Origin of the sequence: Humisphaera borealis, assembly GCF_015169395.1 — a bacterium.
Lineage (GTDB): Bacteria > Planctomycetota > Phycisphaerae > Tepidisphaerales > Tepidisphaeraceae > Humisphaera > Humisphaera borealis.
Genome location: NZ_CP063458.1, coordinates 6,764,474 through 6,789,103 on the forward strand (window position 1 = coordinate 6,764,474; position 24,630 = coordinate 6,789,103).

At 62.3% G+C, this 24,630-nt stretch carries 21 protein-coding genes; 12 read left to right on the top strand and 9 right to left on the bottom strand.

Translation table 11 applies throughout. The features are described 5' to 3' along the window. Positions 1 to 8 precede the first annotated feature (8 nt). The 3 genes from IPV69_RS25475 to IPV69_RS25485 all read left to right on the top strand — a co-directional run bounded on the left by IPV69_RS25475 (position 9) and on the right by IPV69_RS25485 (position 3,369). Complete coding sequence (locus tag IPV69_RS25475) at positions 9 to 326, top strand: hypothetical protein (RefSeq protein WP_206292545.1); 318 nt, start codon at positions 9 to 11, stop codon at positions 324 to 326. 6 nt (positions 327 to 332) lie between these two features. Beyond that, entirely contained in the window at positions 333 to 2,036 is a 1,704-nt protein-coding gene (locus IPV69_RS25480) for an ABC transporter permease (RefSeq protein WP_206292546.1), read from the top strand. Positions 2,037 to 2,373: 337 nt separating this feature from the next. Then, positions 2,374 to 3,369, top strand: a complete 996-nt coding sequence (locus IPV69_RS25485) for an ABC transporter ATP-binding protein (protein ID WP_206292547.1) — start codon at positions 2,374 to 2,376, stop codon at positions 3,367 to 3,369. Between the two features lie 138 nt (positions 3,370 to 3,507). Here IPV69_RS25485 and IPV69_RS25490 read toward each other — a convergent pair whose 3' ends face one another. The 5 genes from IPV69_RS25490 to IPV69_RS25510 form a co-directional block, all read right to left on the bottom strand. Beyond that, on the bottom strand, positions 3,508 to 4,761 hold the full coding sequence (locus IPV69_RS25490; protein WP_206292548.1) for a PQQ-binding-like beta-propeller repeat protein: 1,254 nt from the start codon (positions 4,759 to 4,761) through the stop codon (positions 3,508 to 3,510). Positions 4,762 to 5,018: 257 nt separating this feature from the next. Next, positions 5,019 to 5,618 carry a hypothetical protein gene (locus IPV69_RS25495; protein ID WP_206292549.1) on the bottom strand — a complete coding sequence of 200 codons (600 nt, stop codon included), beginning with the start codon at positions 5,616 to 5,618 and terminating at the stop codon, positions 5,019 to 5,021. A 277-nt stretch (positions 5,619 to 5,895) separates the two neighbouring features. Further along, on the bottom strand, positions 5,896 to 8,190 hold the full coding sequence (locus IPV69_RS25500) for a nitrite/sulfite reductase (RefSeq protein WP_206292550.1): 2,295 nt from the start codon (positions 8,188 to 8,190) through the stop codon (positions 5,896 to 5,898). Positions 8,191 to 9,174: 984 nt separating this feature from the next. Continuing rightward, positions 9,175 to 9,609 carry a hypothetical protein gene (locus IPV69_RS25505; RefSeq protein WP_206292551.1) on the bottom strand — a complete coding sequence of 145 codons (435 nt, stop codon included), beginning with the start codon at positions 9,607 to 9,609 and terminating at the stop codon, positions 9,175 to 9,177. A 261-nt stretch (positions 9,610 to 9,870) separates the two neighbouring features. After that, positions 9,871 to 10,368 (bottom strand): hypothetical protein, encoded by a 498-nt coding sequence (locus IPV69_RS25510; RefSeq protein WP_206292552.1) that lies wholly within the window; start codon positions 10,366 to 10,368, stop codon positions 9,871 to 9,873. Positions 10,369 to 10,475: 107 nt separating this feature from the next. Here IPV69_RS25510 and IPV69_RS25515 point away from each other — a divergent pair, with 107 nt between their 5' ends. Then, a complete protein-coding gene (locus tag IPV69_RS25515; protein WP_206292553.1) occupies positions 10,476 to 12,170 on the top strand; it encodes an FAD-dependent oxidoreductase in 1,695 nt (564 codons plus the stop codon). A 325-nt stretch (positions 12,171 to 12,495) separates the two neighbouring features. Further along, positions 12,496 to 13,989 (top strand): hypothetical protein, encoded by a 1,494-nt coding sequence (locus IPV69_RS25520; RefSeq protein WP_206292554.1) that lies wholly within the window; start codon positions 12,496 to 12,498, stop codon positions 13,987 to 13,989. A gap of 190 nt (positions 13,990 to 14,179) precedes the next feature. Here the strand turns inward: IPV69_RS25520 and IPV69_RS25525 are convergent, their stop codons facing one another. Next, positions 14,180 to 15,151, bottom strand: a complete 972-nt coding sequence (locus tag IPV69_RS25525) for a zinc-dependent metalloprotease family protein (protein WP_206292555.1) — start codon at positions 15,149 to 15,151, stop codon at positions 14,180 to 14,182. A 253-nt stretch (positions 15,152 to 15,404) separates the two neighbouring features. Next, the gene (locus tag IPV69_RS25530; protein WP_206292556.1) at positions 15,405 to 15,932 is read right to left on the bottom strand and encodes a hypothetical protein; all 528 of its coding nucleotides are present in this window, start codon (positions 15,930 to 15,932) and stop codon (positions 15,405 to 15,407) included. 539 nt (positions 15,933 to 16,471) lie between these two features. On the opposite strand from IPV69_RS25530, the gene IPV69_RS25535 reads away from it, so the two are divergent. From IPV69_RS25535 to IPV69_RS25545, 3 genes are all read left to right on the top strand, one after another. Then, on the top strand, positions 16,472 to 17,416 hold the full coding sequence (locus IPV69_RS25535; protein ID WP_206292557.1) for a c-type cytochrome domain-containing protein: 945 nt from the start codon (positions 16,472 to 16,474) through the stop codon (positions 17,414 to 17,416). A gap of 63 nt (positions 17,417 to 17,479) precedes the next feature. Then, positions 17,480 to 18,256 (top strand): hypothetical protein, encoded by a 777-nt coding sequence (locus tag IPV69_RS25540; protein ID WP_206292558.1) that lies wholly within the window; start codon positions 17,480 to 17,482, stop codon positions 18,254 to 18,256. A gap of 56 nt (positions 18,257 to 18,312) precedes the next feature. Then, positions 18,313 to 18,795 (top strand): Rieske (2Fe-2S) protein, encoded by a 483-nt coding sequence (locus IPV69_RS25545; protein WP_206292559.1) that lies wholly within the window; start codon positions 18,313 to 18,315, stop codon positions 18,793 to 18,795. A gap of 76 nt (positions 18,796 to 18,871) precedes the next feature. Here the strand turns inward: IPV69_RS25545 and IPV69_RS25550 are convergent, their stop codons facing one another. Further along, on the bottom strand, positions 18,872 to 19,957 hold the full coding sequence (locus IPV69_RS25550) for an NADH:flavin oxidoreductase/NADH oxidase (protein WP_206292560.1): 1,086 nt from the start codon (positions 19,955 to 19,957) through the stop codon (positions 18,872 to 18,874). Positions 19,958 to 20,633: 676 nt separating this feature from the next. Continuing rightward, positions 20,634 to 21,449 carry a DUF2314 domain-containing protein gene (locus IPV69_RS25555; protein WP_206292561.1) on the bottom strand — a complete coding sequence of 272 codons (816 nt, stop codon included), beginning with the start codon at positions 21,447 to 21,449 and terminating at the stop codon, positions 20,634 to 20,636. Between the two features lie 311 nt (positions 21,450 to 21,760). Between IPV69_RS25555 and ilvE the strand changes: the two genes are divergently transcribed. From ilvE to IPV69_RS25575, 4 genes are all read left to right on the top strand, one after another. Next, complete coding sequence (ilvE, locus tag IPV69_RS25560) at positions 21,761 to 22,645, top strand: branched-chain-amino-acid transaminase (RefSeq protein WP_206292562.1); 885 nt, start codon at positions 21,761 to 21,763, stop codon at positions 22,643 to 22,645. A gap of 221 nt (positions 22,646 to 22,866) precedes the next feature. Continuing rightward, positions 22,867 to 23,085 carry a hypothetical protein gene (locus IPV69_RS25565; RefSeq protein WP_206292563.1) on the top strand — a complete coding sequence of 73 codons (219 nt, stop codon included), beginning with the start codon at positions 22,867 to 22,869 and terminating at the stop codon, positions 23,083 to 23,085. A gap of 253 nt (positions 23,086 to 23,338) precedes the next feature. Continuing rightward, positions 23,339 to 23,812, top strand: coding sequence for a 3-hydroxyacyl-ACP dehydratase FabZ family protein (locus IPV69_RS25570; RefSeq protein ID WP_206292564.1), 474 nt, complete (start codon positions 23,339 to 23,341; stop codon positions 23,810 to 23,812). Between the two features lie 78 nt (positions 23,813 to 23,890). Next, positions 23,891 to 24,445 carry an LEA type 2 family protein gene (locus IPV69_RS25575; RefSeq protein ID WP_206292565.1) on the top strand — a complete coding sequence of 185 codons (555 nt, stop codon included), beginning with the start codon at positions 23,891 to 23,893 and terminating at the stop codon, positions 24,443 to 24,445. The last annotated feature ends 185 nt before the right edge of the window (positions 24,446 to 24,630 follow it).

Sequence of the window (24,630 nt, forward strand, 5' to 3'; positions counted from 1 at the left end):
CTTGTGATATGGGAAAAAAGCAGCCCCCTAAACCCTACTGGGAGATGAACGCCGCCGAGCTGGCCGAGGCGACGAAGGAGCTCGACCGCCCGATCCCGGCGTCGAAACTTCGGTCGTTGACCAAAACCGAGAAGGCGCAGTTCGAAAAGGCCAGGAAGTCACCGGCGCGATCGGTGTTCGTTCTTCGCGATGCCGAAGGCGTCACGCTGCTACGGCTTGACCCTGCTGTCCTCAAGAGCGCGACGAAGTACGCCGCGGATCACCAGATGTCATTGTCGGATGTGATCAATCGAAGCCTCAAAGGCATGCTCGCGATGGTCGGCTGATTCCGCATGTACAAACTCCACCTCATCCTCAAATACCTCCGCCGCCGGCGCATCGCGTGGGTATCGCTCGTCGCCGTCACGCTCTGCACGGCGATGGTGATCGTCGTCATCTCCGTCATGGGCGGCTGGCTGCGGATGTTCGAGACTTCGGCCCGTGGCATGACGGGTGACGTCATCGTCAAGGCCGACGGGCTGGGCGGGTTCCCGTATTACCCGGAGATGGTTGAGAAGATCGAAAAGCTGCCCTTCGCGCAGGCCGCCGTGCCGCAGATCACTACCTACGGGCTGGTGAACATCGGCTTTGCCGACCAGGGGAAGAAGACCGTCGGCGTGCAGGTGTTTGGAATTCAGATCGATCGTATCGGCCTGGTCAACAGCTTTCCGCAGAGCCTTTACCAGCAGCACAGTTCCTACACCGCGCACGGCCAGACCCCGCCGGCAAAGAAGACATTTGACCTGCGGACCGACTATTCCGCCCAGTCGGGACGGCTTCCCGAGGGGCTGTCCGACCCGCTGCAGAAGCTGCTCGATACGTTTCCGTTCGGGGAATCGCTGTCGCGCCGATACTTCGAGAGCGTGCCGCATCCGTTGGGCGACGGGAAAGACGTCAACCTGCGTCGCATCTTCTATACGCCGAGAATGTGGTCGCTCGCGGTCGGCGGCCGCATGACGACCGCCGAGCAGGATGCGCTCAACGCGCTGTCGTCGGCCAAGGCGTGGCGTGAGACGGTGCGCGAGTTGGCCCGCGAATCGAACTACCCCGGCCTGATCGGCGGCGCCCGCCTGCTGGAGGTCCGCAAGAACCGCGAAGGCGAGCTCGTCGGCCGCGACGCCTGGAAGTACCGCGAACTCTGGGCAAAGCTGACGGTGTTTGGCGTCGGCGCCAAGGGTGACGTCGGCGTGGACCGCGCCGAGCGGACGTATTGGATAATCGACGACAGCCGCACGGGCATGTGGCAATACGATAACAACGCGGTGTACGTGCCGTTCGAGCAGTTGCAGGCCGATCTGGGAATGAACTCGGTCGAGGTGGAGGACCGCCGCAGCGGCGAGAAGTACCAGACGCCGGCGCGGGCGTCGGAGATCAACGTCCGCCTGAAGCCGGGAACGGACGTCGTCGCCGCCCGAGCGGAGATCGCCAAGGTTGTCGCGGCGGTGGTCGATTCGCACATGAACGACCCGTACGCGAAGAACTACAACGTCTACATCCCGAAGGTGGAAACCTGGCGGGAGGCGTCGCGGACGTACCTCGACCAGATCGAGCGGGAGAAGGTGCTGGTCACGCTGCTGTTCGGCGTCATCAGCCTGGTGGCGGTGTTCCTGATCTTCTGCATCTTCTACATGATCGTTGCGGAGAAGACGAAGGACATCGGCATCATCAAGAGCGTCGGCGCCACCAACGGCGGCGTGGCCGGCATCTTCCTCGGCTATGGTCTGGCGATCGGCATTGTCGGTGCGGGGCTGGGGCTGCTGCTGAGCTATCTCATTGTCCACAATATCAACGAGATTCACGACTGGCTCGGCAGCACGTTCCGCCTGGTGGTGTACAACCCGGAGGTGTATGCCTTCGACACCATCCCCAACACGATGGACCCGGCGACGGTGGGCGTGATCCTGTCGATCGCGGTGCTGTCGGCGGTGTGCGGTTCGCTGATCCCCGCGATCGTCGCGGCACGGATGCAGCCGGTGGAAGCATTGCGTTGGGAGTGACAGGCGGTAACGGACCGACTGGGTTGTAGTGTGGCCACTCGGATGACGAATTGATGTTTCGGCCCCGGAGGGGCCGGCGACGCTAGCCACGGGTGGAGCAACAGCGGCAAAGCCGCGTTGCGCAACCCGTGGTAGCCATCCATAACGAACTCTGCCCCAGAGGGGCAGACGAATTGTGACCAAGGCGAGGCCGTCTCGATGGACCACGCTTAGTCCGCCCCTACCGGGGCGGAATTGTTGATCCGATCGACCACGGGTTCCCCTCTGCCGGCCAGCCGGCCTCGCTCCACCCGTGGCAAGCAGCGTCGGCCCCTCCGGGGCCAAGATCAGAAGATTCATGCACCAAGCCGCGACCATCTCCGAATCCACCAAGTCCCGCGCCGGCGGGCCGATCGTGCGCGCCAGCGCCGTCTCCAAATCGTTCAAGATGGGCGACTCGGTCGTGCAGGTGCTGCAGGACGTGAACCTGTCGATCGCGACCGGCGAGTTCATCGCGATCGAAGGCCGCAGCGGATCGGGCAAGAGCACGCTGTTGCACATTATGGGCGCCCTCGATTCGCCCACCAAAGGCGGCGTATTCTTCGAAGGCCACGAGTACACCCGCGTGTCGCCGGAGAATGCCAGGCGCGGCGTCGTCGGCGTGCTGACGGGCAAGTGGTTCGTCTGGATTGCGATCGGGCTGATGGTGACGCCGGTGTTCTTCCTGCTCGGCCACCTGGCGATGACGGCGAAGAAGGACATTCCGCCGACGGAGACCACGGCGTGGTCGAACATCGCGATCGGCAATCTCGCTGTCGGGTTGCTTCTACTCGTTCCCGTCGCAGCAGCCTGGCTGATCCGCACGATCCGCGCCCAAAAGGACGACACTGTCTCGGCCCGCATCCGCAACCGCGAGTTCGGCTTTGTCTTCCAGTTCTACCACCTCCTGCCGGAGCTGAACGTCGTCGAGAACACGATGCTCGGCCAGATGGTGCGGTTCTCGGTGTTCAACTATTTCGGCCAGCGCCGGGCCCTGCGCGAGCGGGCGATCGAAGTGCTCACGCAGCTCGGCATGGCTCACCGCCTGACGCACCGTCCGAACCAGCTTTCCGGCGGCGAACGGCAGCGTGTCGCGATCGCCCGGGCGCTGATGAACAAGCCGCGCGTGTTGTTCGCCGACGAGCCCACCGGCAATCTCGACGCCGAGACCGGCCGACAGATCATGGACCTGCTCGAGAAACTGCACCGCGACGAGAATCAGACGATCGTGATGGTCACCCACGACCGCACGCTGGCGAGGGAAGCCGATCGCGTGCTCGTCCTGAAGGCGGGGAAGCTCTCGAAGGCAGAGTGATGCGTGAATGACAAATGACGAAAATCGAATGACGAATGAAGCTTCAAATCTCAATGATCAAACAGACGTTTCGGTTTTGAACATTGAGTCTTGGAGTTTCATTCGTCATTCGATTTTCGTCATTCGTCATTTCCCGCATCACTTTTTGATGCAGTAAACCATCCCCGCCGTCCGAACGAACATCCTGCCGTCGGCGATCGCTGGGGTGGTGTGGCATTGGCCGCCCAGGTTCAGCTTGCAGATTTCCTTGCCGGCGTCTTCGCCGATCTGAATACCGAACAGGTCGCCGGTCTTGCTTAGCGCCCACATCACATCGCCGACGATGATCGGCGAACCGTAGAACGCGCCGGCGAGTTTCTGCGACCACTTGATCTTGCCCGTCGCCACATCGCACACGCTGAGCTGGCCGAGGTCGTTGAGCAGGATGAGGTTGTTGCCGGCGATCAGCGGGCAGGGGACGTGGGGGCCGGTTTGTTCCAGTTTGTATGCCAGCTCCGGCGGCTTCGCGCCGGTGGGATCGGGGCGGACGGCGATCAGGGCGCGATTGCCGGTGCCTTCGCCGCACACGCCGACGACCAGATCGCCTGTCGTCTGAGGCGAGCCGATCGGCCGGCTGAAGAAGACGTCGCTCGCCGACCAGAGACGTCTGCCGGTCTTGGGGTCGGCCCCGGCGATGCCGCCGCCGAAGGTGGTGTAGACGAGTTGCTCGGGGACTGCGATCTTCGCTGCCGCACTGGCGGTCGGCTTCCAGATCGTCGGCGTGCTCATCGCTGCCTTGCCGGATGTCTTGCCCTCCAGCGACCAGACGGGGTTGCCGGTCTTGCGATCGAACGCCAGCAACGCCGACTCGCCGGACTCCTGATCGTGGTTGATGACCAGCAGTTCGCCGTACAGCATCGGCGACGACCCACCGCCGTGATTGCTGTCGTACCGGCCGAGGGACTTGCTCCAGCGTTCCTTGCCGTCATGCGAGAGGGCGAGCAGCGTGTATTCCTGTGGCGTGGTGAAGATGACGTAGACACCCAGTTCGTCGGCGGCGGGCGTGGACGACGCGAAGCTGTTGTCGCGGTGCTTGCGGTACTGGATGAACTTGCCGCTGTGCCGCCAGAGTTCCTTGCCCGTGTCGGCCGACAGGCAGACGACGTACCGCTGAAGGGTGTCGACGTCGGCGGAGGTGACGTACACGCGGTCGCCCCAGACGATCGGCGACGAGTGGCCGACACCGGGGAGAGTGGTCTTCCAGGCGATGTCGGCGGCGGTGACGGGAACGGTAAACGGCCCGGCGGCGTGACCCGCGCCATTGTCGCCGCGAAACCGCGGCCAGTTCTCAGCGGATGCGATGGGGGTGAGGCAGGCGATCAGGACGAGAAACGCGAATCGGCGGAGAGTCATGCCAAGAAGTACGCGTGGCCGATTGGTTTATTGGCGTAGAGAGGAGGGGAACCACAGATGCACACAGATCGGCAAAGATGAGAAGCGGCTCAGTCAGTGACACGGGCTTCCAGCCCGTGCGAGGTGCGTGTGAGTCCGAAATCTCTCGTACGAAGGGCTTGCGAAGCATTGCACATCAAGCACGGGCTGGAAGCCCGTGTCACTGATTGAGCCGCTTCTTATCTGTGCTCATCTGTGTCTGTCTGTGGCTTCCGTCCTCAGGCGACGGCGGGGAAGAAGCCGAGGCATTCGAGCATTGCCGCGGCGCCGGGGTTCGTGCTGCTCTTGACCTTCACTTCGAACAAGTCCAGCGGCGACGCGGGGCGGTACTCCAATGTCAGGTCTGCAATCGGGTACGCCTCGGCGAGGACGGCTTCGAGCGCCGGCTTGATCGCCTCGTACGTCGTCGTCGAGTTCGGGCCGTGCAGGCGGTCGTTGATGCGGAACGCGAGTTCATCCGTCTTGAACTTCACCCGGCCGGCGAGCGATGGATGTTGTTCCAGCTTGTGCGCGACTTCCAGCGTGTACCGCAGCACCTGGCGGATGCGTTCGGGCAGGTCGCCGGCGATCGGCTGCTTGCGGATGTACAGCAGCCCGCGCCGGCCTTGCCCGTCGTCCAGATGGATGTTCGCTTCGTGCGACACCAGCAGGCTGCCGGGGCCGTTGGGCACGTGCTCGTAGTCGGCGACGTCGATCAGCAGGTGGTCGGGAACCGCCTTCTGCTGGATCAGGTTGTGAAACACCGGCACGATCTCGCCGGACGCGAGAGCGGAAGGGTTTTCGAGGAAGAGTTTGAAGGCGAGCTTGGAGGAGTCCATGTGCGTAAGGATGAAGGATGAATGTTGAAGGATGAAAGCGAACCAGGCAAAACGGTCATCCCGAGAACGAGTCAATCTTTCAAGGAGCCGCGCACGGAGTGTACTCACGGAGTAAGCGGGAACGGTGTCGGTTCGCGGCTCATTCCCGCTCACCCGCTTACTTCGTGAGTACACTCCGTGCGCGGCTCCTTGAAAGGGTCACAGTCTAAGGTCCTTCGGAGTACCTCAGGATGACAATTACTCCCTCTCCCGCGAGTACAGGGAGAGTGAACAAAGATCAGACCGTCGCCGGGGCGGCGGCTACGTTCACCGCTGTCGCCAGGCCGGCCTGGTACTTGGCGTGCGCCTTGTGCGCCGCGTCGATAAACAGGTTCGCCTCCTCCACCAGCTTGTGCACCGTGTCGGCGTTGTAACGCAGATCCGGGCCTTCGCTGTGGCGGTTGAACAGGTAGTTGGCGAACTGGCCGTGGTGGTACGTGTCCCAGAAAATCTTGGGCTCCACGAACCGCGTGCGGAACTCGTTCACGATCGCATCGGGGTTGTTCGGCACGTCGAGGTACTGCAACTGCACCAGCGTCTTGGCCGCCGTCAGGATGGCTTCGTACGCCAGCGCCTCGGCCTTCTGGAACTGTTTCTCGTCCAGCAGCAGCTGCGCTTCGAACGCCTTGCTCTCGGCGTCGGTGAAGCCGAACTCGGTCAGGCTGACAACTTCGCCGGCACATTCGCCGACGCCCAGGTCGCCGATGGTGAACTCGCGCGGGTCGCCCCAGTCGCTGTAATACTCCGGCGACACCTGGTGCGGGGGCACCTTGGTCATGTCATCGAGCATCGTCTTCAGTTCCTTCTTGCCGATGCGCTGGCAGAAGTCCTGGAAGCTTTCGGTGCTCTGGCGCTCGGCGATGAACCGGCCGGTCATGCGGTCGACGACGTCGGGAATGCGGCGCGAGGGGATCGATCCGATCGCCAGCGCGTACGACCCGCCGTTGTCGCGCCAACGCCCGCCGATCATCACCTGGAAGTGCGGCACCGTGTAACCGCCGACGTTTCGGCTGTTGCCGTAGAAGCCCAGGTCGGCGACGTGGTGCTGGCCGCAGGAGTTGAAGCAGCCGGATACCTTGATGCGGAGGTTCTTGATCGCCGCGTCCATGTTGATTGCCTTCTCGGCCAATCGCTTGCGCAGCTCGCCGGCCAGGCCGCGGCTGGACGCGATGCCCAGCTTGCAGGTGTCGGTGCCGGGGCACGACGTCACGTCCACGATCGTCCCAGCGCCGGGCAGGCCCAGGCCGATCGCCTTCAGCTCTTCGTACAGCGCCGGAATCTTGGCATCCGGCACCCATCGCAGCACGATGTTCTGCTCGACGGTCAGCCGGGCATGATCGGACGCATATCGATGGGTGATGTCGGCCAGCAGGCGCGTCTGGTCGGCAGACATATCGCCGAGCGGCAGATGCACCGTGACGACCGAGAACCCGGCCTGCCGCTGCTTGTAGATGTTCGTCGCGGCCCAGGTGGTGTAGTCGTCCGACTTCTTGCCATTGACGGAGATGCCAACCAGCGGCGGTTGTTCGTCCTTCGGCCGTTCATCCCACTGCGGGATTTCGTCGAAGTGCTTCCGCCAGGTCGGGTCTTCCGGCATGACGGCGATCTCGTCGTGGACGAGTTTCTTGAACGCCTCGATGCCGAGCTTCTGCACCAGGAACTTTACCCGCGCCTTGTTGCGGTTCTTCTTCTCGCCCAGCCGTGCGAACACCCGGCCGACGGCCCGGCTGTAGGGCATCAGGTCTTCGGCGGAGATGAACTCTTCGATCAGCTTGGCCTGGTGGGGCACCGCGCCCAGCCCGCCGCCGACGTAAAGCTCGAACCCGCGGACCTGCTTGCCGTCGATCTCTTTAATGACGCCGATGCCGCCGAGGTCGTGAATCGAGACCAGGGCGCAGGCTTCGTGCTTGCAGCCGGAGAACGCGATCTTGAACTTGCGGCCGAAGTCCTGCGTGTCGGGGTGGCCGAGCAGGTAAAACGCCAGCGCCTTGGCGTACGGCGTAACGTCGAACGCCTCGGTATGGCAGACACCGGCCAGCGGGCAGGCGGTTACATTGCGCACCGAGTTGCCGCAGGCTTCCTTGGTGGTAATGCCGACGGCAGCGAGCCGGCGGAACAGCGCCGGCGCGTCTTCAATGTGCGTGAAGTGAAGCTGGATGTCCTGCCGCGTGGTGACGTGGCAGATGTTGTCGGAGTACTCTTCGGCCAGGTCGGCCAGCACGCGCATCTGCTCGGGGTTGAGCCCGCCGAACGGGATCTTGATGCGGGTCATGCCCGGGGCATCCCACATGGTATCGGGGCCCTTGGTGCTGGGCGTGGGGAAGTTCAGCGGCTGGGTGGTGATGCCGTCGTGCCGCTTGCCGTTGTCGTACCGCTGGCCGTAGGTGCCGCGGCGCAGGCGGGTTTCGGCGAAGACCTTCTCCTCGATCTTCGCCGCCTTGCGGAGGGTCATCTGGGCTTCGAAGTTATCAATCTCGCGGCCCCAGTCTTCTGGGATCTTGCCGGCGAGCACGTCTTTCCAACTGTTGGACATCGCAAAACTCGGGAAAAAGAGAAGGAACCGAACGAACCAAAAAGCTTAGCCGCGACGCGCAGCAGTGCGCGCGATGCAATCCGCGGGGGAAACAGATTAAGGTTTGACGTGGCGAGTTGCCACCATATTCGGCAGGCGAAGTACGGGGATACTAGGGAATCGCAGATCGGAAATCTAGGCGATTTTATGCGACCCCTTCGCCCATGCCGCCGGCGATCGAACTGGATCGACCGACCAGATGCCCGAACCCGCCAGAAAAAGCACCGAGGTTCCCCTTCCGAGCCAACCCATCCTGTCCGGCAAAGCCAACGACGCCCACCACCGCCGACCCACGCCACGACGTCAAAATCAACGTTCAACCGGTTGCCAATGGGTTTGATTTGGGAAATTCGTTTTTTTCGCCCAACGGGGATTCGCGATCGGTCTTGGCGTAAGGCCGGTTCCACTGCCGGTACGTTCGACAATCCTTGCGGGAGTGCCATCTCAAGTTCGATTTCACCACGAGTCCCCGCGGTCGTTGTGGTCGTCTGAAACATCTATGGCAGTCTCTTCGGGCCTCTTCATTCAAGTGTGATGCCCACCATTTTCTGGCCCCCGGGGCTTCCTCGCTTTGGACCCGGCCGTCCTTGGAACGGAGTGCGATCACGAAACACGACAACGAGCTATATGTGCTTATCCCACTTTCCGTTCTGCTCATTCTGATTCTTCGAAATCTGCCGCCGCCAACGAACGATCCCATAAGTTGTTAGCACGGCCGCGGCCAGCACGAACTTTCCGACAGCACCACCGAGCCTCTCTGCAACAACCGTCAGCGCCGATATCAGGAGGGCGAAAACAAAGAAGGTCATTACTCGGTGTAGATTGAGTCCAGTGACGGAAAACGACCAATTTCTCATCGACAGCTCCAACTACTGGAGAACTAAGGGCACGAAGTAAGGGCCGACTCCTCGGCATCGACGCCCGTCCATTGCAGCGTTTGGTTCTTCAGCGGGCCGGGCCGCCGGACTGGGGAATAGGGCGAGCCATCATGGACGCGGCATCCAAGTAGCGTGTGATTGCCTGTCCCAGCCCTTCGGTCGGCGAGCCGTCGGAATCGCCACCTACACTGATATCAACATTGGCCAGCGACTGCTTGCCCTCGCCGTCGGTCAAGGTCAACTTCATATGGCCCTCGTGCCGAGATCGTAACGGCTCGGCCGACAGCGCTTCGGAGCGCGCGTTCGCCTCCAAGGAAACTTTGATCGTTTGCGGCAAACCCGTCTGCGCCATGAGTTGCGGAGTGAGATTCGCCGTCAGCGTGCCCGTGATACGGAAAGTAGCGGGCTCTGGCAGCTGGCGCGGGGCCTTCGCTTTCGGCGGCGCGCTGGCGCATCCCGCCGCAACGCTCAGGAGAATCAGTGTTGGTACGATTGATCGCATCGCTTCCCGCTGACGAACATTCTGTTGACCGTTCTTTTGGAACTCCTACCGGCGCTGCTCATGAACGAGCGAGGAGCAAGCAACCCACCCACTTCCAAGTACGTATTTTATTAGGGTGGCCCTAAAGTGCAAGCTTTTCTCGTCCCGTTTCCGACCGGCCGGGCGACTGTTGGTGTGGGCGAAGCCCGTCGGCCTTCGGTGGGACATCACCAGCAAGGTGGGACGCGATGCCGGGTAGGGCGTTGGCGGTAACCCCTCAGATCACTTCTTCTCCCATTCCCGTCGATGCCCCGACATGCGGTCGAGAAGGAACTGCATCGCCCGCCCGGGTTCGCCGTCGAGTTGCGCCCGGATGGCGTCCAGGCGTTTGAGCATCGCCAGGTCGAAGCGGAGGTACTCCACCCACTCGTGTTTCGCCCCGTTGACCGTCATCGTATAGAGCGGTCCGCTGGGCGCTTTGACATCTTGGGTGCGCTGGTCGATCGCCGCGTCGAGGAAACCTTCGACGGCGAGATGATCGATGAGCTTGGTCGCCTGAGCGGCCGTCAGTTGGGCATGCAGGTCAAACGGCACGCTTTCCTTTGCCGGGGCCGTGGTCAGCGTCACGGTGTAGTAAGGCTTGTCCTGCTGGCCGCTGTACCGGAGCGTCAGCGAGAAGTTCGTGACGTCGGCCTTGAGGGCATCGGCTCGCTCCCTGGCCTTGGGGGTGACGTCCTTTGCGAACGCCGCGACGACTGACAACAGCAGGGTGCCGATCATGATGCTCGTTATTGGGTTCCGCATAACACTCTTGACTCAAAGCACCATTGAAAGTTCCATCAGAATGCTGTGAGCAAACCCCGGCCTTGATGCGCGAAGGACCTCTCATGCGTTTGTCCCTCCTTGTGCTCGGTTGTTGCCTCGCAATCCTCGTCCCGGCGGATGCGACACGGGCTGCGGCCAGTCGTACCGACGTCGACGTCTGCATCTATGGCGCAACCTCCGGCGGCGTCGCGGCGGCGGTGCAGGCTTGTCGGATGGGCAAGCGCGTCGCGCTGGTCGAGCCTGGCAAGCACGTCGGCGGGATGACCGCGGGCGGGCTCAGCGCCGTCGACATCGGCGACCCGCGCACCGTCGGCGGGATTGCCCGCGAATACTTCACCCGCCTCGTCGCCTCGTACGGTAAGACGCTCCAATGGGATCAGCCGTTCAAAAGCACCGGTGGACCGGCGACCGGCGGGGCGTACTCGATCGAGCCCCATACCGCCGAGAAGCTCTTCCTTCAGATGCTCGCCGAGGCGAAGGTCGCGGTGCACTTCGACGCCCGGCTGAAGTCGGTCGAAAAAGCCGGGCCGCGCATCCGGTCGATCGCCACCGACGACGGCCGATCCTTCGCCGCCCGTGTCTTCATCGACGCTACCTACGAAGGCGACCTGATGGCGGCGGCGGGGGTGTCGTACACGCTGCAACGCGAAGGCAACGTCAGGTACGGCGAGACCTACAACGGCATCCACTACACCGACAAATACAAGCCCCGCAACGATCACAAGAAGCCCGGTGCCAATGGCCGTGTACCCGGCGGGCAGGGCGTGTGGGACCGCGACATCCCGCTTGATCCCTACCTTGTCCCCGGCAAGCCGGACAGCGGTTTGCTCCCGCTTCTGCAGGCCGGCGATCCGGGCAGGCAGGGCGAGCCCGCGCCCGGCGTGCAGGCTTATTGCTATCGCCTCTGCCTGACGACCGCCGCCGATCGATTGCCCATCACGCCGCCGGCCCACTATGATCCCAGGACCTACGAGCTGGTCGCGCGGTTCATCGCCGCTTGCGTCGCCCATGGCGACAGCATGGACCTCCGCTGGTTCAGCAAGCACGATCCGCTTCCGAACGACAAGTGGGATTTCAACACGGCGACGTTCGGCGGGAATCTCCCCGGTGCTAGCTGGGAATGGCCGGAGGCGACGTACGCCCGTCGAGCCGAGATCGCCAAAGCTCACGAGAACTACCATCGCGGCCTCCTCCATTTTCTGGCGACGGATCCCCGTGTCCCCGAGAAGGTGCGAACGCAGATAAAAACGTTCGGCCTGCCGCGCGACGAGTTCACCGACAACGGCGGCTGGCCACACCAGATCTACGTCCGCGAGGGCCGGCGAATGGTCTCCGACCTGGTCCTCACCGAGCATCACACGTTCGGCAAAAAAGTCGCGGCCGATTCGGTCAGTCTCGGCTCCTATGGCACCGACACGCACGAGATCCGGCGGATCGTGAAAGACGGCGTGGTGATCCGCGAAGGCAAGACCGCCGGCGGCCGCGACGGGGCACCGCCTTACCCCATCGGCTACGCCGCGATCACCCCAAAGCAGGCCGAGTGCGACAACCTGTACGTGACGTTCGCGTTGTCGGCGAGCCATACGGCGTTCAGCAGCATCCGCATGGAGCCGGTCCTGATGGCAACCAGCCAGTCGGCCGCGACGGCGGCGTGCTTCGCGATCGACGCCGACGTGCCGGTGCAGAAAGTGGACTACGCCAAGCTGAAGGAACGCCTGCTGAAGGACGGGCAGGTGTTGGAGTGGAAGGGGAAGTAAGAGCCCCCGGGATTCGGTTATCACAATTTGTTCGAACGATCCCGCTTCGTCGTATAGCATTTTGTGCATGAGCTATCGAGGGGCCACCGCGTTAAGGCTTGTCCGGCGGGCAATCTTCGTATTGTCCATTTGCTCGCTGTTCTTCAGTGGATGCGCCGTCCGGTCGGAGGGCCCGGTTCCAGCGGCAATAGAAAGTAAGGGATCGCCTTCAACGCGTCCCGCCCTGAGTTCGGCAACTCGAGAGGAGTTAACAGCCACAATCAAGTTTCTGGTGACTCAAGAAGAATACGGCCAAGCGAGAGCGGTCACAGCATGGCTGCTCGAAATGGATCCGAAGAACGAGTTTGCCCGGGGGATGGTCGAGGCGTTGACGCAGATGCCCGAGCGGACGCTCGATGTGCTCCCCTATCTCACTGACCCGCCGCCGGACATGCCGTTGGAGCCGGCGGACGAGCGTACCGGACGGCTTCTTCAGCGCAAGCTTCCCGAGTTGAGACTGGACAATATCGAGTTCAGTGATGTCGTCGAGTATTTCAAGGACGTGAGTGGTTGCGACATCCTTCCGATCTGGCCTGCGATCGAACGTGGTGGACTGAAGAGAAACGAGAAGGTCAGCGTTCGGTTGTACAACGTCAAGTTCTCCAAAGCGCTCACGATCGTTCTCGACAGCATCTCATCGCCCACGTGCCATCTGACGTATGTGATTGATGACGGAATCATCGTCATCGGCCCGCGCAGCGACCTGATTCCACGGCGTGCAGTATCCAAGTTCTACGATATTCGCGACCTGCTCACACCGCAGTCCGACGCCGCTTTGCCTGTCGTTGTGCCTTCGGAGGTTCTGCCGCCGGCCGCATCGGCGGCAACAACAAAGCCGGCAACGCAGCCGGATGCAATTGCTGTCGACGGCGGTGTTCAATCGCCGACCGAGGCGGAGGTGGTGAAGGACTTGATTGCTTTGATTCGCGAAACGGTCGACCCGGGGTCATGGAAAGAGGAAGGCGGCGATTTCGCGACGATCCGTTCGCTGTTCGGTCAACTCGTCATTCGCCAGACGCCCGAAGGGCATCGCGACATCGAGCGATTGCTTGCTTCGCTTCGTTCGCGTCGATATCTGCAGGTTTCCACCGAAGTCCGAATCCTGCGATGTCAGGAGAAGACGATGGAGGCGGTGCTCGCAAAGTGGGAGAAGCCCGCGCCGAAGTCCAAAGACCCGCGGAGCGACCCGCCATGGTCAGGTGTTCCGAGATCTCCTTCAGTGCCGGCGGGGATATTGCTGTCTGTCGCGCAGGCGGCTGAATTGCAGCAATCGTTGACGCGCCTCAATCCCGCAATGGTCGCGGCCTTGCCGCGGGTACTCTGTTACAGCGGTCAGCTTGCGACAGTATCGAACAAGAAAGTCGTCACTACCGTGCAGGACTATCGAATGATCCAGGAAGCCGCAGGCGGCCGACGCTATGAGCCGGTGTCGAACGATGTGTCCTCCGGGTACTCGTTAAAGTTGCGAGCGCACGGTGATCCTGATGACAAGTATGTGGGCATCTTGGCTGAATGTGTCGTCGACAAGCTTCGCGGCATCGACCGAATCGCGTGGCCGGGACGACCGGAGGGATCGAACCTGGTCGTGGATCGTCCGACGATCGACTCCACGCGCCTGGAATCGCACTTCGGCATCCCGACGGACCAGGTTCTCCTGATGGGCGGTATGCCGTCGCCGGAAACGCTGGCCGGTGCTCTCGATCCACCGCCGGCGGATACTCAGCGCGTCTACTTCCTGATCAGTGCGCGGACGGTCCAGACACCCGGCGCCGCGCGATGAGTCAAGGTTCGAGCGAACGATGCCAGCGTCTCAGGGTACTCGCGAAGTACCGGATTCCTTGGATTCGACGAAGTCAACGCCTTGGAAAGCAGTGGCGATGAACTGAGAGATCTCGGCTGGGCCCAAGGATGCATCATGCCGCACTTGCCCGGTGCCGACGACGGCCCGTCTCGCCGCGTTCGACCCGCGCCTACCCTCCGATCTTCACCGTTACCTTCGCTTTGGATCCGTTCTGCACCACCGAAATCTTCACATCGTCGGCCGAGCCTGAACTGCGGGTATCGGTGAGCGATTTGCCGAACTTCAACGCCGCGTCCGACGCCGTCTCTGTCGATGGCGTTGCGTCGAGGAGCAGCCCGCCGGTGAGGCTGGTCGGTGTGCGGTGAATCAGGACGCCGCCCAGGCCTTTGCGATACTCGACCGTGTACACCGTCGTCGACGAAATCTTGATGCGAACCAGGTACGTGTTGCTTGAGGCGTAGCTGGTCGCGTCGTCATGGCTGGTCAGGTCGACCGTGGTCGTGCCTGCCTTGGCGGCGTCGACGAACTTGCTGCGGCTTCCGCCGAGCCAGCCCAGGAAATATTTCTGCCCGGCCGACCAGTCCTTCGATCCGCCGTAGCCCATGTTGCTGAAGACGTCGCCGTACTCCGACTTGTCGTACGAGCCGAACGGATTCGATCCCTTCGGGTTGGCCAGGCTCGAGTGATAAAGGCCGAGGTTATGGCCCATCTCGTGTGCGAGCACGGTCGATGCGTTGCTCCGCAGCCAGATGCGTTTCCCGCCAACCTGTCCGAGTCCCGCCGACCCCGAAACACCGGCGAAGCGATAGCTGATGTGCTCGAACTTGGTGGTGCTGTACCCGGTGGCCCGCAGCGCGGCATCGGTGTCTTCGGCGATCTTACTCGTGCCGCCGCTCTTGTAGTACGCCGTAGTCTTAGATAGCGCGACCGACTTGACGGTGTACGTATAACTAAGATTCCCGGCGGCGAAGTTTTCGATCATGTCGGTCGCTTCGCGGGCCTGGGTTGTCGCGGCCGATGTCGAAAGCGGGTACGACGTCTGGTCGGAAAACCGAACGTTCACGTAGAGCAGATCACGCGTGCCGGTGGCGGCAAATAGCGTGCGTGATTCCAGCGATTCACAAGTGGCGGTCTTGCTCACGGTTCTCCGGGTTGGTTCCTGTGTTCGAGCGGTCCCGACATTGAACCACAACAGCCGGCCGATAGCACGAAATCAATACCGGCCATCTGCTCCGTGCCTGCTCCGACATGGTCAGATAAACCGCAGATTTGGCAGATTTCGCAGACTTGGGAGAAGGCAATCTGCGACATCTGCGCAATCTGCGGTTTACTTTTCATCCTCTCGGTGAGGGGCCCGCCTCATGATGAACTCCGTGGTGATTCGTCTGTCGCGGCTACTTTCCCTTCGCCAGCTTGTCGGCCTCTTCCTTCGTGATCTTCTCCAGCTTGACGACGGGCCGTTCCGGCGACGACGTCGATCCGCCGCCGGCCTCGGTCCGGGTCACGTAATCATGGTTCCAATCGAGCAGCACATAGTCCCCGGGCTTGAGGTCGGCCAACTTCCCGGCCAGCTCGGTGGGGATCCTGGGCTTCTTGTGGTTGTCTTCCACCTGAAACATGAAGTCCTTCCCCTTGGGGTCGCCGTACTTGCCAGGCTTCTGATAGTCGAGGTACGCGACGATCGCGAATGACGCGAACTTGCCCGAATGGCCGCACTGATCGGGGCAAAGCGACGTCAGTCCCCGGCACTTGCGGTCTTCCACCGCGACCAGGTTCGCCACCGTCCGGTGCGACGACAGCAGCTCGCGCTTCTCGCGAGCGGGGTTCTCCTTGACGATCGGCTTGTCGGCGGCCGCGGCTATCACGACCGACAGACCAGCAACTAGAACGCACGCAACGATCGAAGATCGGATCATGTTCATAGGCTTCCTCTAGACTCGGATCTCGGGTCGGTGTGGCGGCCTTATTGTGGTGCAGGCTGAAGCCCGCACCACAATTTTGCCAACCCGTTCCACCGACGTGAGAACCGCTTTAAGTATCAAACGCAACCATCGGACCTGCCATCGCCGATCACCTGTTCGGAACTCGCGCCACACTGTGAGGTCCGGCAGCAACCTTCAGACGTCGCCGCGTACGTAAAGTTCCGACCGGCCCCGGGGGTCGCCTTAGAACCTGCCACTTATCGTCAAACGTATTACGCCCCGATCAGTGATTGTCGCATGACGCCTCGGTCGCTCATCGTTCTTCCGCGACGGCGTCGCTCCATTCCCCAGCGGACTTTCCCGCTTTGCCAGAATTTCGCAGTTCTGTTGATTGGTTCGCACCGTACCTGCGGGTCTTCCTCGTCTTACCGGATAGCCGGTTCGTCCGGCGGCACTTTTGGCATGCCGGTGGAAGCGGCCTGATCGAGCCCGGCCCTGTCCGGTCTCGGAGCGACAGTACACCCTACGGCGCAGCGAACATGATCTTTGCATCAATTGCATTCAGTCTGCTACTGTCGGCCAGGCCTCTGCCCGAAAGACTCTGGTACGCCCAGGGGCTGACTCATCCGATCATCGTGCACTTTCCGATCGCGCTTCTGACGGTCGCTGCGGGAGTTGTAATGCTCCGGGCGCTGCTCCGAGGCAAGCACCTTTCGGTCCAGGTGGTGTATGCGTGCCTGCTGGTCGGTGCCGGTGGCGCGGTACTCGCCGCACTGGCGGGCTGGGCGTGGGCACCGACCAAAGACGGCAGCTATGTCGATCCGTTCGACCGGGGCAGCGACATCTTTCTGCATCGCTGGGGTGGAATCGCCGTCGCGATCGCTTCGGTCGCGATCCTTGCCTGGGCAACCCTTCGCGTGCGGCGTCCGTCGGCGGGGCAGCGGGGCTGGCAGGCCGCGGTCGTCGTGCTGGCGGCGGTGACGGGATGGGTCGGCCACGTCGGCGGAGAACTGGTTCATCCCAACAATCTCGCCCACATGCTGGCGATCGCGGGCGGCACGGAAGAGGTGCGCATTCGAGGCTCGGCGTCCGCCGATGCCGCTGCGAGCGCCGCCGCGCCCGCGACCACGCGACCGCTCGCCGCCGACAACACGCTGTCCGTCCTCTTTTCCCGCGACGTGCTCCCGATTCTTCAGGCGAAATGCGTCGCGTGCCACGGTGCCGACAAGAGCAAGGGCAAGCTCAGGATTGATACCGAAGCGTACTGCCTCAAGGGCGGCACGGACGGCCCCCTCTACAAGCCCGGCGACGCACGCCAGAGCAATCTGATTGTCCGTGTCGGCAGCAGCGACCCGGACCAGGTGATGCCGCCGCCCAAGGAAAAGCACGCGATTACGCCAATTGAACTCGAAACCCTCGTTCGATGGATCACCGAGGGCGCCAAGTGGGATACCGGCTCGGTGTCCCTTGGTCACGAGCGGTAGGAAGAACGATCCGTTATCCCGGCCGACGACGGAGTTGAATCCGCCGGCCCTTTGGAGACTCCCATGACTCGCAATCTGATCAAACGTTCGGCCTTGCTGAGCGGCCTGGCCCTGGGTCTTTTCTCGGCAGCGCCGGCAATGGCGATCAAGCCATTCACGCTGGTGGAAGACGGGTATCCCGAAGTCAAAGGCACCGTCGAACTGGAAAACACCTTCGAAGCGCTCTGGCACTCGCTGGACGACCCGCATCAGAAGGAGTTCGGCATGGAGCACGAGCTCGAGTTCCAGTTGACCGAGAAGTTCTCGCTGCGCGTCAAAGGCGCGTACGTCTACCAGGATTCGTCGGAAGGAAGCAGCTTCCATTTCGACTCCGGCGCCATCGAAGGCCAGTACTACTTCACCAACCCGATCGTCGATCCCATCGGCATCAGCGTGATCGGCGTTGCGTCCGTCGGCGAACGCGGGGCCGGCGGGTTTGAGGCGTTCCTCGTCCTCCAGAAAGACTGGGACAAGCTCACCGTCGCGTACAACCTCGGCTTCGGCACGGATATCGACAACCTCTACAGCGGCGGCAGCCGCGAGACCGCCGGCACGCTGATCAACTCCCTCGGCGGCATCTACAGCGTCGCGAAGAACCTTCGCGTGGGCGCCGAAATCTCCGCCGAAAGCTCCTACGCCGAATGGCGACATTACGGAGAAACCCTCATCTGGGCCGGGCCGGTCATGAGCTGGACCCCGTCGGCGAATCTTTGGGTCACCGCCGGCGTGGATTACCAGATCTCCGGCGAACGCAGCGAGGCCCAGTACCGCGCCTCGGTCATCGTCGGCTACTACTTCTAGGCATTGCGCCATCCCTCTTTGTTCGATGCTCGACTCTTCTCTTTCGGAGCAACCCCATGAACATGAATCGACGACAATTCGTAGGCGGCGTCGCACTGACGGCTTTCGGATGCATCGGCGGCTGTCAGAGTTCGTCTTCCGACGCCACGGCGTCGCAGTCCGGCAATCCGGTCGACGCCGAGGCCCATCAGACCGGCACGGTCGATATCGGCGTGCCGTCCGACTTTCCGAAGGACGGCGCTTATGACAAGTTCATTGCCAGCGACCGGGTGATTGTCGTCCGGCGCGGGGCCACGGTCTCTGCGGTCAGCGCGATCTGCACGCATCGCGGTGCCAATTGTCAGTCCCATGGCGGCGGCGAGAGCATTGTCTGTGCCAAGCACGGCAGTCGCTTCGGCCTCGACGGCAAAGTCACCAAGGGACCCGCCGACGACGACCTGCCCTGTTACGCGATCGCCAAGGGGCCGAACGGCCGACTGGTGGTCGACAAGGGTAGAAAGCTCAAGGCGTCCGACGCTGGCGCCTCCGTTACAGTCTGAGGGCCTCAACCTCAGATCCGAACTTTTGCGACCGGCCTCGCCACCCACACCTCGGCCGGGGCCGGTCGCTCGTTTTTCATCGGTCTCTCACCGCCCGCGCGTACTGCACCGGCAGAATGTCCGACGCCGTTTCGACGCCCAGCGCCTTGGCCGCGTGGTACGGCCAGTAGGGGTCGCGCAGCAGTTCGCGGGCGAGGAACACCAGGTCGGCCTGCTCGGTGCGGACGATCTCCTCCGCCTGCTTCGGCTCGGTGATCATCCAGCCGACACCGGTCGCAATCCCTGTCTCCCGGCGGATGCGCGCCGACTCTTTCACCATGAACCCTGGTGCCCAGGGCACCACCGAGATGTCCGGCGTATTGAAGCCGTGGCTGACGTCGAGCAGATCGAGACCGCCGGCCTTCATGCGCTTGGTCAGTTCGATCGATTCCTCCACCGTGACGCCTTCTTTCACCCAGTCGGTGACCGACAGCCGGGCCGTCAGCGGGAACCGCGCCGGCCAGACCTCCCGGACGGCGGCAAACGTTTCCATGATGAAACGAATGCGGTTCTCGAAGCTCCCGCCGTATTGGTCGGTCCGGCGGTTGGACAGGGGCGAGTAAAACTCGTGCGCCAGGTAGCCGTGGGCAAAGTGCAGTTCCAGCCATTCGAACCCGGCGGCGAGGGATCGCTTGGCGGCGGCGACGAAGTTGTCCCGCACCCGCTTGATGTCGGCGACGGACATTTCCTTCGGCGTCTTGGTCAGGTTCCCGCCGAACGGCACCGCCGACGGCGCGATCGTCTCCCACCCCGGCGGGGCGGCGACGATGTGGTCGTCCCCTTCCCAGGGCTTGTTGGCGCTGGCCTTGCGGCCGGCATGGGCGATCTGAATCCCGGGGACCGCGCCGTGCTGTTTCATGAACCGCGCGATCCGGGCAAACGGCTCGACATGATCGTCCAGGTAGATGCCGCTGTCGCCGGGACTGATGCGCCCCTCCGGCGCGACGGCGGTCGCTTCGACGATCACCAGCCCCGCGCCGCCCACCGCCCGCGACCCCAAGTGCACGAGGTGCCAGTCATTCGGGAACCCGTTTTCGGATGAATACTGACACATCGGCGAAACCACCACGCGGTTTCGCAGGACGACATCTTTCAAGTGGTACGGTTGAAACAGGCTGGACATGCTGGCATTACTCCTTCAATAAGATCGCGACGTTGACTCGGGTCGATCTTAGTCACGGAGTAGACCGTCTACGAATCGGTCGTGAATGCGCCGGACGAACCGGGCACTGCCGAACGAACCCAAGACGTAGTCGCCGAACGAACCCGAGAACGCGTGAGTAGACGCGGCCCATCGAGCGCCGATGGATCTTACGATTCCCAACACAAAGCACTCGGCGCGATCGACAGCGATCGCCCGAGTCGGGTCGGCTCCCACATACCTTCTGCAAGAACACCGGGAGGAACCGCAGATTGCACAGATTCCGCAGATTGGAGAGAAGACAATCCGCGGAATCTGCGCAATCTGCGGTTTCATCCTCTTGGTCCACACCAGGCCAACGGATCACACCCGCCGACCGGCGCACGGAGAACTTTCGCGGGCGAAAGGCCTGTCGAGACGTCGCCGGCGGACCGCATTTCTGTACGGTATATGTTAAGTAAAGACGTCGGGACGTCAAGCAAAATCAACGGGCTGGCAATCCGAAGGCCGTACCGCGGATTGCTGGCACACGGGTGGCACGTGGGGTGTTTTTTGGGTGCCATGGGCTGCGGTACTCCGCTGCCCGTGGCAACGCGCGACTGCCGCAACACGGCCACGCACCAGGCGGGTACGCCACACCCCAACACGACAGAAGTCTTCACCGAGCGCCCCGAGCCTCCAGCATTACAACCACCTTGTCCCACTTCAGGCTCTGCGCCAGTTGGAGCGGTGTCGTCCCATTGGTGGTGACGGCGTTTACATCCGCGCCCAGTTCCAGCAATACACTCACCGTCGCGGCACTGCCGGCCAGGGCCTGGTGGTGGAGCAGTGTCCAGCCATTGTCGTCGAGGTCTTCCAGCATCTCCGGATGCTGGGTGAGTTGCTCGCGAAACGAATCGGCCGAGTTCTCGCTCATCGGGTGCTCGCCGATGACCTTGGGGCCGACTTTCTTGCCGAACAGGCCCTTGATCAGTCCGCGAGGCTTTTCGTATTCGTCCGGGACGAGCCTGATCAGATGGGGATCACCGAACTCCAGGCCCCAGGCCGCGTCGTGATCCTTGCGTTCCTTCGGGCTCATGCGAGACCGCATCAGGTTGACGGTGTGGGCTCCGTAAACTTCGCCGGCGATGACGTACATCCAGTCGCTGATCTGTTCGAGCGGCACCGAGGCGACGTCGCCGGCGTTCACGGACTTCAACCAGTTCGGCGCATTGAGCAGGGTGCCGCTGACTTCGCGACCGTTAAAGTCGACGTCGCTGAGCCACATGTGCTCGACGTTGGGATTCCCTTCGTCATTGGGCACTTCGTCGGAGAAGGGTGCCTTGACGGCAGCCATGTCCAGGCCGGGTACGATCCGCCGGCGTTCCCAGGCGACTTCACGCCAGAAATAGCGAAAGGTGTCGCGTGCTTTCTCGTGCGCCCCGTGGATCTCAGGATCGCCGCCGTCGAACATGAAGACTTTGGATTGGCTCATAGGTGTAGTAGGGAGTCCCCCCGTTTCTGTACCCTGACCCCCGAATCCCCGATCCCGCGCATTGTAGCTTCTGACAACGGATCGCATCAAGTTGGCGCGGGGCCCAGCGCTCGGCTGGCGCCTTGCGGCTAACCGGAAGCCGGAAGCGGCCTAAAATCATTTGTCATCGGTTCGTGACATTCTCCCCCTTCTGAGGGACAATGACCCATCCGGGTTCGCGTTTCCACGCCTCCTGTTGTGCGGCCGCCGCCTTTGTTTTGCGGCTTGGGGCGAAACCGGTTCCAACTGCGGACGAAGCATTCGAGGCACTGATGTCCCCCAAAGTCTGGATCGACGGCAAGATCACCGACCCCCGCGACGCCAAGGTCTGCGTTTACGACCATGGCTTCCTCTACGGCGACGGCATCTTTGAGGGTATCCGCGTCTATGGCGGCAAGATCTTCGAATGCAAAGCCCACATGGACCGGCTCTTCGAGTCGGCCCGGGCCATTCGGCTGGTCATCCCGCTGACGCCCGAGCAGGTCTGCAAGGCGATGGAAGACACCGTCAAGGCCGCCGACTGCCGCGACGGGTACATCCGGCTCATCGTCAGCCGCGGCAACGGGCCCCTGGGCATCAGCCCGGCCAAGTGCGAGAAGCCGTCGGTCATCTGTATCGTCGATACGATCACGATGTACCCGGCGGAGATGTACGAGTCTGGGATGGCGGTCATCACATCGTCGGTGATCCGCAACCATGCCAACGCGCTGTCGCCGCGCATCAAGAGCCTGAACTACCTGAACAACGTGCTGGCGAAGATCGAAGCCAACGACGCCGGGGTGCCCGAGGCGATCATGCTGAACTCGGCGGGGAACGTCGCCGAATGCACGGCGGACAATATCTTTATCGTGCGGACGGTCGGCACGATGCCTGAGGTGCAGACACCCGCCACGTCTGACGGCATCCTGGAAGGGGTCACCCGGCGGGTGGTGATGGACATCTGCAAGTCGGTCGGCCTGTCGATGGTCGAAAAGACGCTGCAGCGGCACGATCTGTACATTGCCGACGAGTGTTTCCTGACCGGGACGGCGGCCGAGGTCATCCCCGTGACCAAGATCGATGGCCGCCCCGTCGGCACGGGCAAGCCAGGCCCCATCACCCGGGAACTGATTTCGGCATTCAAGAAGAAGATCAGGGAAGAGGGGGACGGAAGATAGAGGACAGGGACGATAGCGGATGGACGATTGACGATGGAGGATGGGGATTCATCGCCATCTTCTGTCGTCCATCATCCATCCTCGATCCTCTATCTTCTAGCCTCCTGTCAAACTCCGCCCGATTTGACACTCTGTTGGCTCTCTATTAAGGTTTTCAGCTTGATTTCGCGGTTTCGCTCGGTTGCCGAGGGGCCGCATGGTCTGGTTGAGAGGTTCTATCCATGCAGGAATACGAGAAACTGAAGCAGCTGGTGGCTGAAGCGGATGAAGACGTTCGCAAAGCCATAGGTGGGAACAAGGCGGCGGGCACGCGCGTCCGCAAGAAAATGCAGGAGATCAAGTCCGCCGCCCAGGACGTCCGCACGCGGATCCTGGAAGAGCGTGGCGGCGAAGAGGGTGAGACCCCCGCGCCGGCCGGTCAGGCTGCACCCCAGGGCTGAAGCATGCCCATGGCGCGGCGGTTCTGAGACAAGTATCTCGAACCGTCGCCGCCCGCACGGCTCCCGGCCTCGATTGTCGGATCGCTCCACTTTTAACGTCCAACGTTCGACGCGTCACTTCCAGAACGAGGCGGGCCGAAAGCCTCCGGGTCGGGTGTGGCACGCCGGTCGTTGGACGTTCGGCGTTCAGTCGGACGTTCCATGTTCAAGCGCCTTTGAACGCCAGATCCTCTCCATCCCGTAAGAATCCCCTATGCCTCCTGCCTTCCTCTTCGATCTCGGATCCATCGATCTCAACACCGTCCTGTTCGGGCCGGAGGAGATCCGTCTGAGCAATCCCCAGCGCGGCGACATGGAGCATCTCAATGCGATCGTCTGGTCGGACCCGACCAAGGGGCGTATTCTCGGTTACAAGGACGTAAAAGCCGATGAATTCTGGGTGCCCGGGCACATCCCCGGGCGTCCGCTGTTCCCAGGCGTACTGATGATCGAAGCCGCGGCTCAGCTCGCCTGCTTCTACACCAAGCGATACGAGGGATGGCAGGGGTTCATCGGTTTCGGTGGCGCGAACGACATCCGCTTCCGCCAGGCCGTTACGCCGGGTAAGCGCCTCTACATGCTCGCCGAGAAGCAGTGGGCGCGGCATAAGCGGATCGAGAGCAAGGTTCAGGGAATTGTCGACGGGCAGCTCGCGTTCGAAGCGACGATCGTCGGCACACAGATGTAGCGGTTTGTCGGCTCGCCGTCCGTCCTGACACAGGGCTCTTGCCGATGGCCGGGTCTTTTTCAGTGCCGGGAGCCTGACATGTCACGCCTTGCGATTCTCTTGTTCGCACTATTGTCCGGCGTCGGCTGCAATTCGGCGATCCCGCCGACGATCGAACTGCGCTCGGCCGATGTGGACGAGATCACGACCGACGAGCTCGAGCTTCAGTTCAATGTCAAGGTAACCAATCCGAACGCGTTCGCGCTTCCGGTGAGCGCCGCGACGTACAACCTCCGCCTCGGCGGCATCACCGTCATCGAAGGCGAGGCAAAGCCCACCGTCACCATCCCCGCCGAGGGCTCGCTGCCGGTGGCGATTCCGATTTCGATCGGCTTCGAACGGCTGATGATGGCGGAGCAGGCGTTGATCGAATCGAAGGGGAACGTTCCTTACGAGATGGTGGGCAGCCTGGAGTTCTCGGCCGGTCCGTTGAAATCGCTCGGCCAGGGCGTTCGGGTTCCGCTGAAACTCAGCGGCACATTGCCGCTGCGCGACGCGGTGAAGAACCCGCTGGCGCTGCTCACGTCGCCCGCAGGGCGGAAGTTCGTCGACGCGGTGCTGGGCAAGGGCCTGGGCGACTTTTTAAGCAGATGATGCGCGGTGCCTTCCGGGAACGCGGAGCTCCAGCTCGGCACTCACAACTGGCAGCCCACGCCATGCAAGCGGCCGAATTGAATCGCTCCTGAAATCACCTTTAACACGAAGATCACGAAGTCACGAAGGTCACGAAGAAACATCTTGTACATCAGAGCCGTCGAAAACAGCCTGTCGATGGCATC

Bases quoted from the DNA above. Each gene is read 5' to 3' on its own strand.
- IPV69_RS25480 (WP_206292546.1), top strand. From the start codon at position 333: ATGTACAAACTCCACCTCATCCTCAAATACCTCCGCCGCCGGCGCATC.
- IPV69_RS25485 (WP_206292547.1), top strand. From the start codon at position 2,374: ATGCACCAAGCCGCGACCATCTCCGAATCCACCAAGTCCCGCGCCGGC.
- IPV69_RS25575 (WP_206292565.1), top strand. From the start codon at position 23,891: ATGTCACGCCTTGCGATTCTCTTGTTCGCACTATTGTCCGGCGTCGGC.
- IPV69_RS25565 (WP_206292563.1), top strand. From the start codon at position 22,867: ATGCAGGAATACGAGAAACTGAAGCAGCTGGTGGCTGAAGCGGATGAA.
- IPV69_RS25555 (WP_206292561.1), bottom strand. From the start codon at position 21,449: ATGAGCCAATCCAAAGTCTTCATGTTCGACGGCGGCGATCCTGAGATC.
- IPV69_RS25570 (WP_206292564.1), top strand. From the start codon at position 23,339: ATGCCTCCTGCCTTCCTCTTCGATCTCGGATCCATCGATCTCAACACC.
- IPV69_RS25550 (WP_206292560.1), bottom strand. From the start codon at position 19,957: ATGTCCAGCCTGTTTCAACCGTACCACTTGAAAGATGTCGTCCTGCGA.
- IPV69_RS25535 (WP_206292557.1), top strand. From the start codon at position 16,472: ATGATCTTTGCATCAATTGCATTCAGTCTGCTACTGTCGGCCAGGCCT.
- IPV69_RS25475 (WP_206292545.1), top strand. From the start codon at position 9: ATGGGAAAAAAGCAGCCCCCTAAACCCTACTGGGAGATGAACGCCGCC.
- IPV69_RS25520 (WP_206292554.1), top strand. From the start codon at position 12,496: ATGGATCCGAAGAACGAGTTTGCCCGGGGGATGGTCGAGGCGTTGACG.
- IPV69_RS25510 (WP_206292552.1), bottom strand. From the start codon at position 10,368: ATGATCGGCACCCTGCTGTTGTCAGTCGTCGCGGCGTTCGCAAAGGAC.
- IPV69_RS25495 (WP_206292549.1), bottom strand. From the start codon at position 5,618: ATGGACTCCTCCAAGCTCGCCTTCAAACTCTTCCTCGAAAACCCTTCC.
- IPV69_RS25490 (WP_206292548.1), bottom strand. From the start codon at position 4,761: ATGACTCTCCGCCGATTCGCGTTTCTCGTCCTGATCGCCTGCCTCACC.
- IPV69_RS25540 (WP_206292558.1), top strand. From the start codon at position 17,480: ATGACTCGCAATCTGATCAAACGTTCGGCCTTGCTGAGCGGCCTGGCC.
- IPV69_RS25505 (WP_206292551.1), bottom strand. From the start codon at position 9,609: ATGCGATCAATCGTACCAACACTGATTCTCCTGAGCGTTGCGGCGGGA.
- ilvE (WP_206292562.1), top strand. From the start codon at position 21,761: ATGTCCCCCAAAGTCTGGATCGACGGCAAGATCACCGACCCCCGCGAC.
- IPV69_RS25545 (WP_206292559.1), top strand. From the start codon at position 18,313: ATGAACATGAATCGACGACAATTCGTAGGCGGCGTCGCACTGACGGCT.
- IPV69_RS25500 (WP_206292550.1), bottom strand. From the start codon at position 8,190: ATGTCCAACAGTTGGAAAGACGTGCTCGCCGGCAAGATCCCAGAAGAC.
- IPV69_RS25530 (WP_206292556.1), bottom strand. From the start codon at position 15,932: ATGAACATGATCCGATCTTCGATCGTTGCGTGCGTTCTAGTTGCTGGT.
- IPV69_RS25515 (WP_206292553.1), top strand. From the start codon at position 10,476: ATGCGTTTGTCCCTCCTTGTGCTCGGTTGTTGCCTCGCAATCCTCGTC.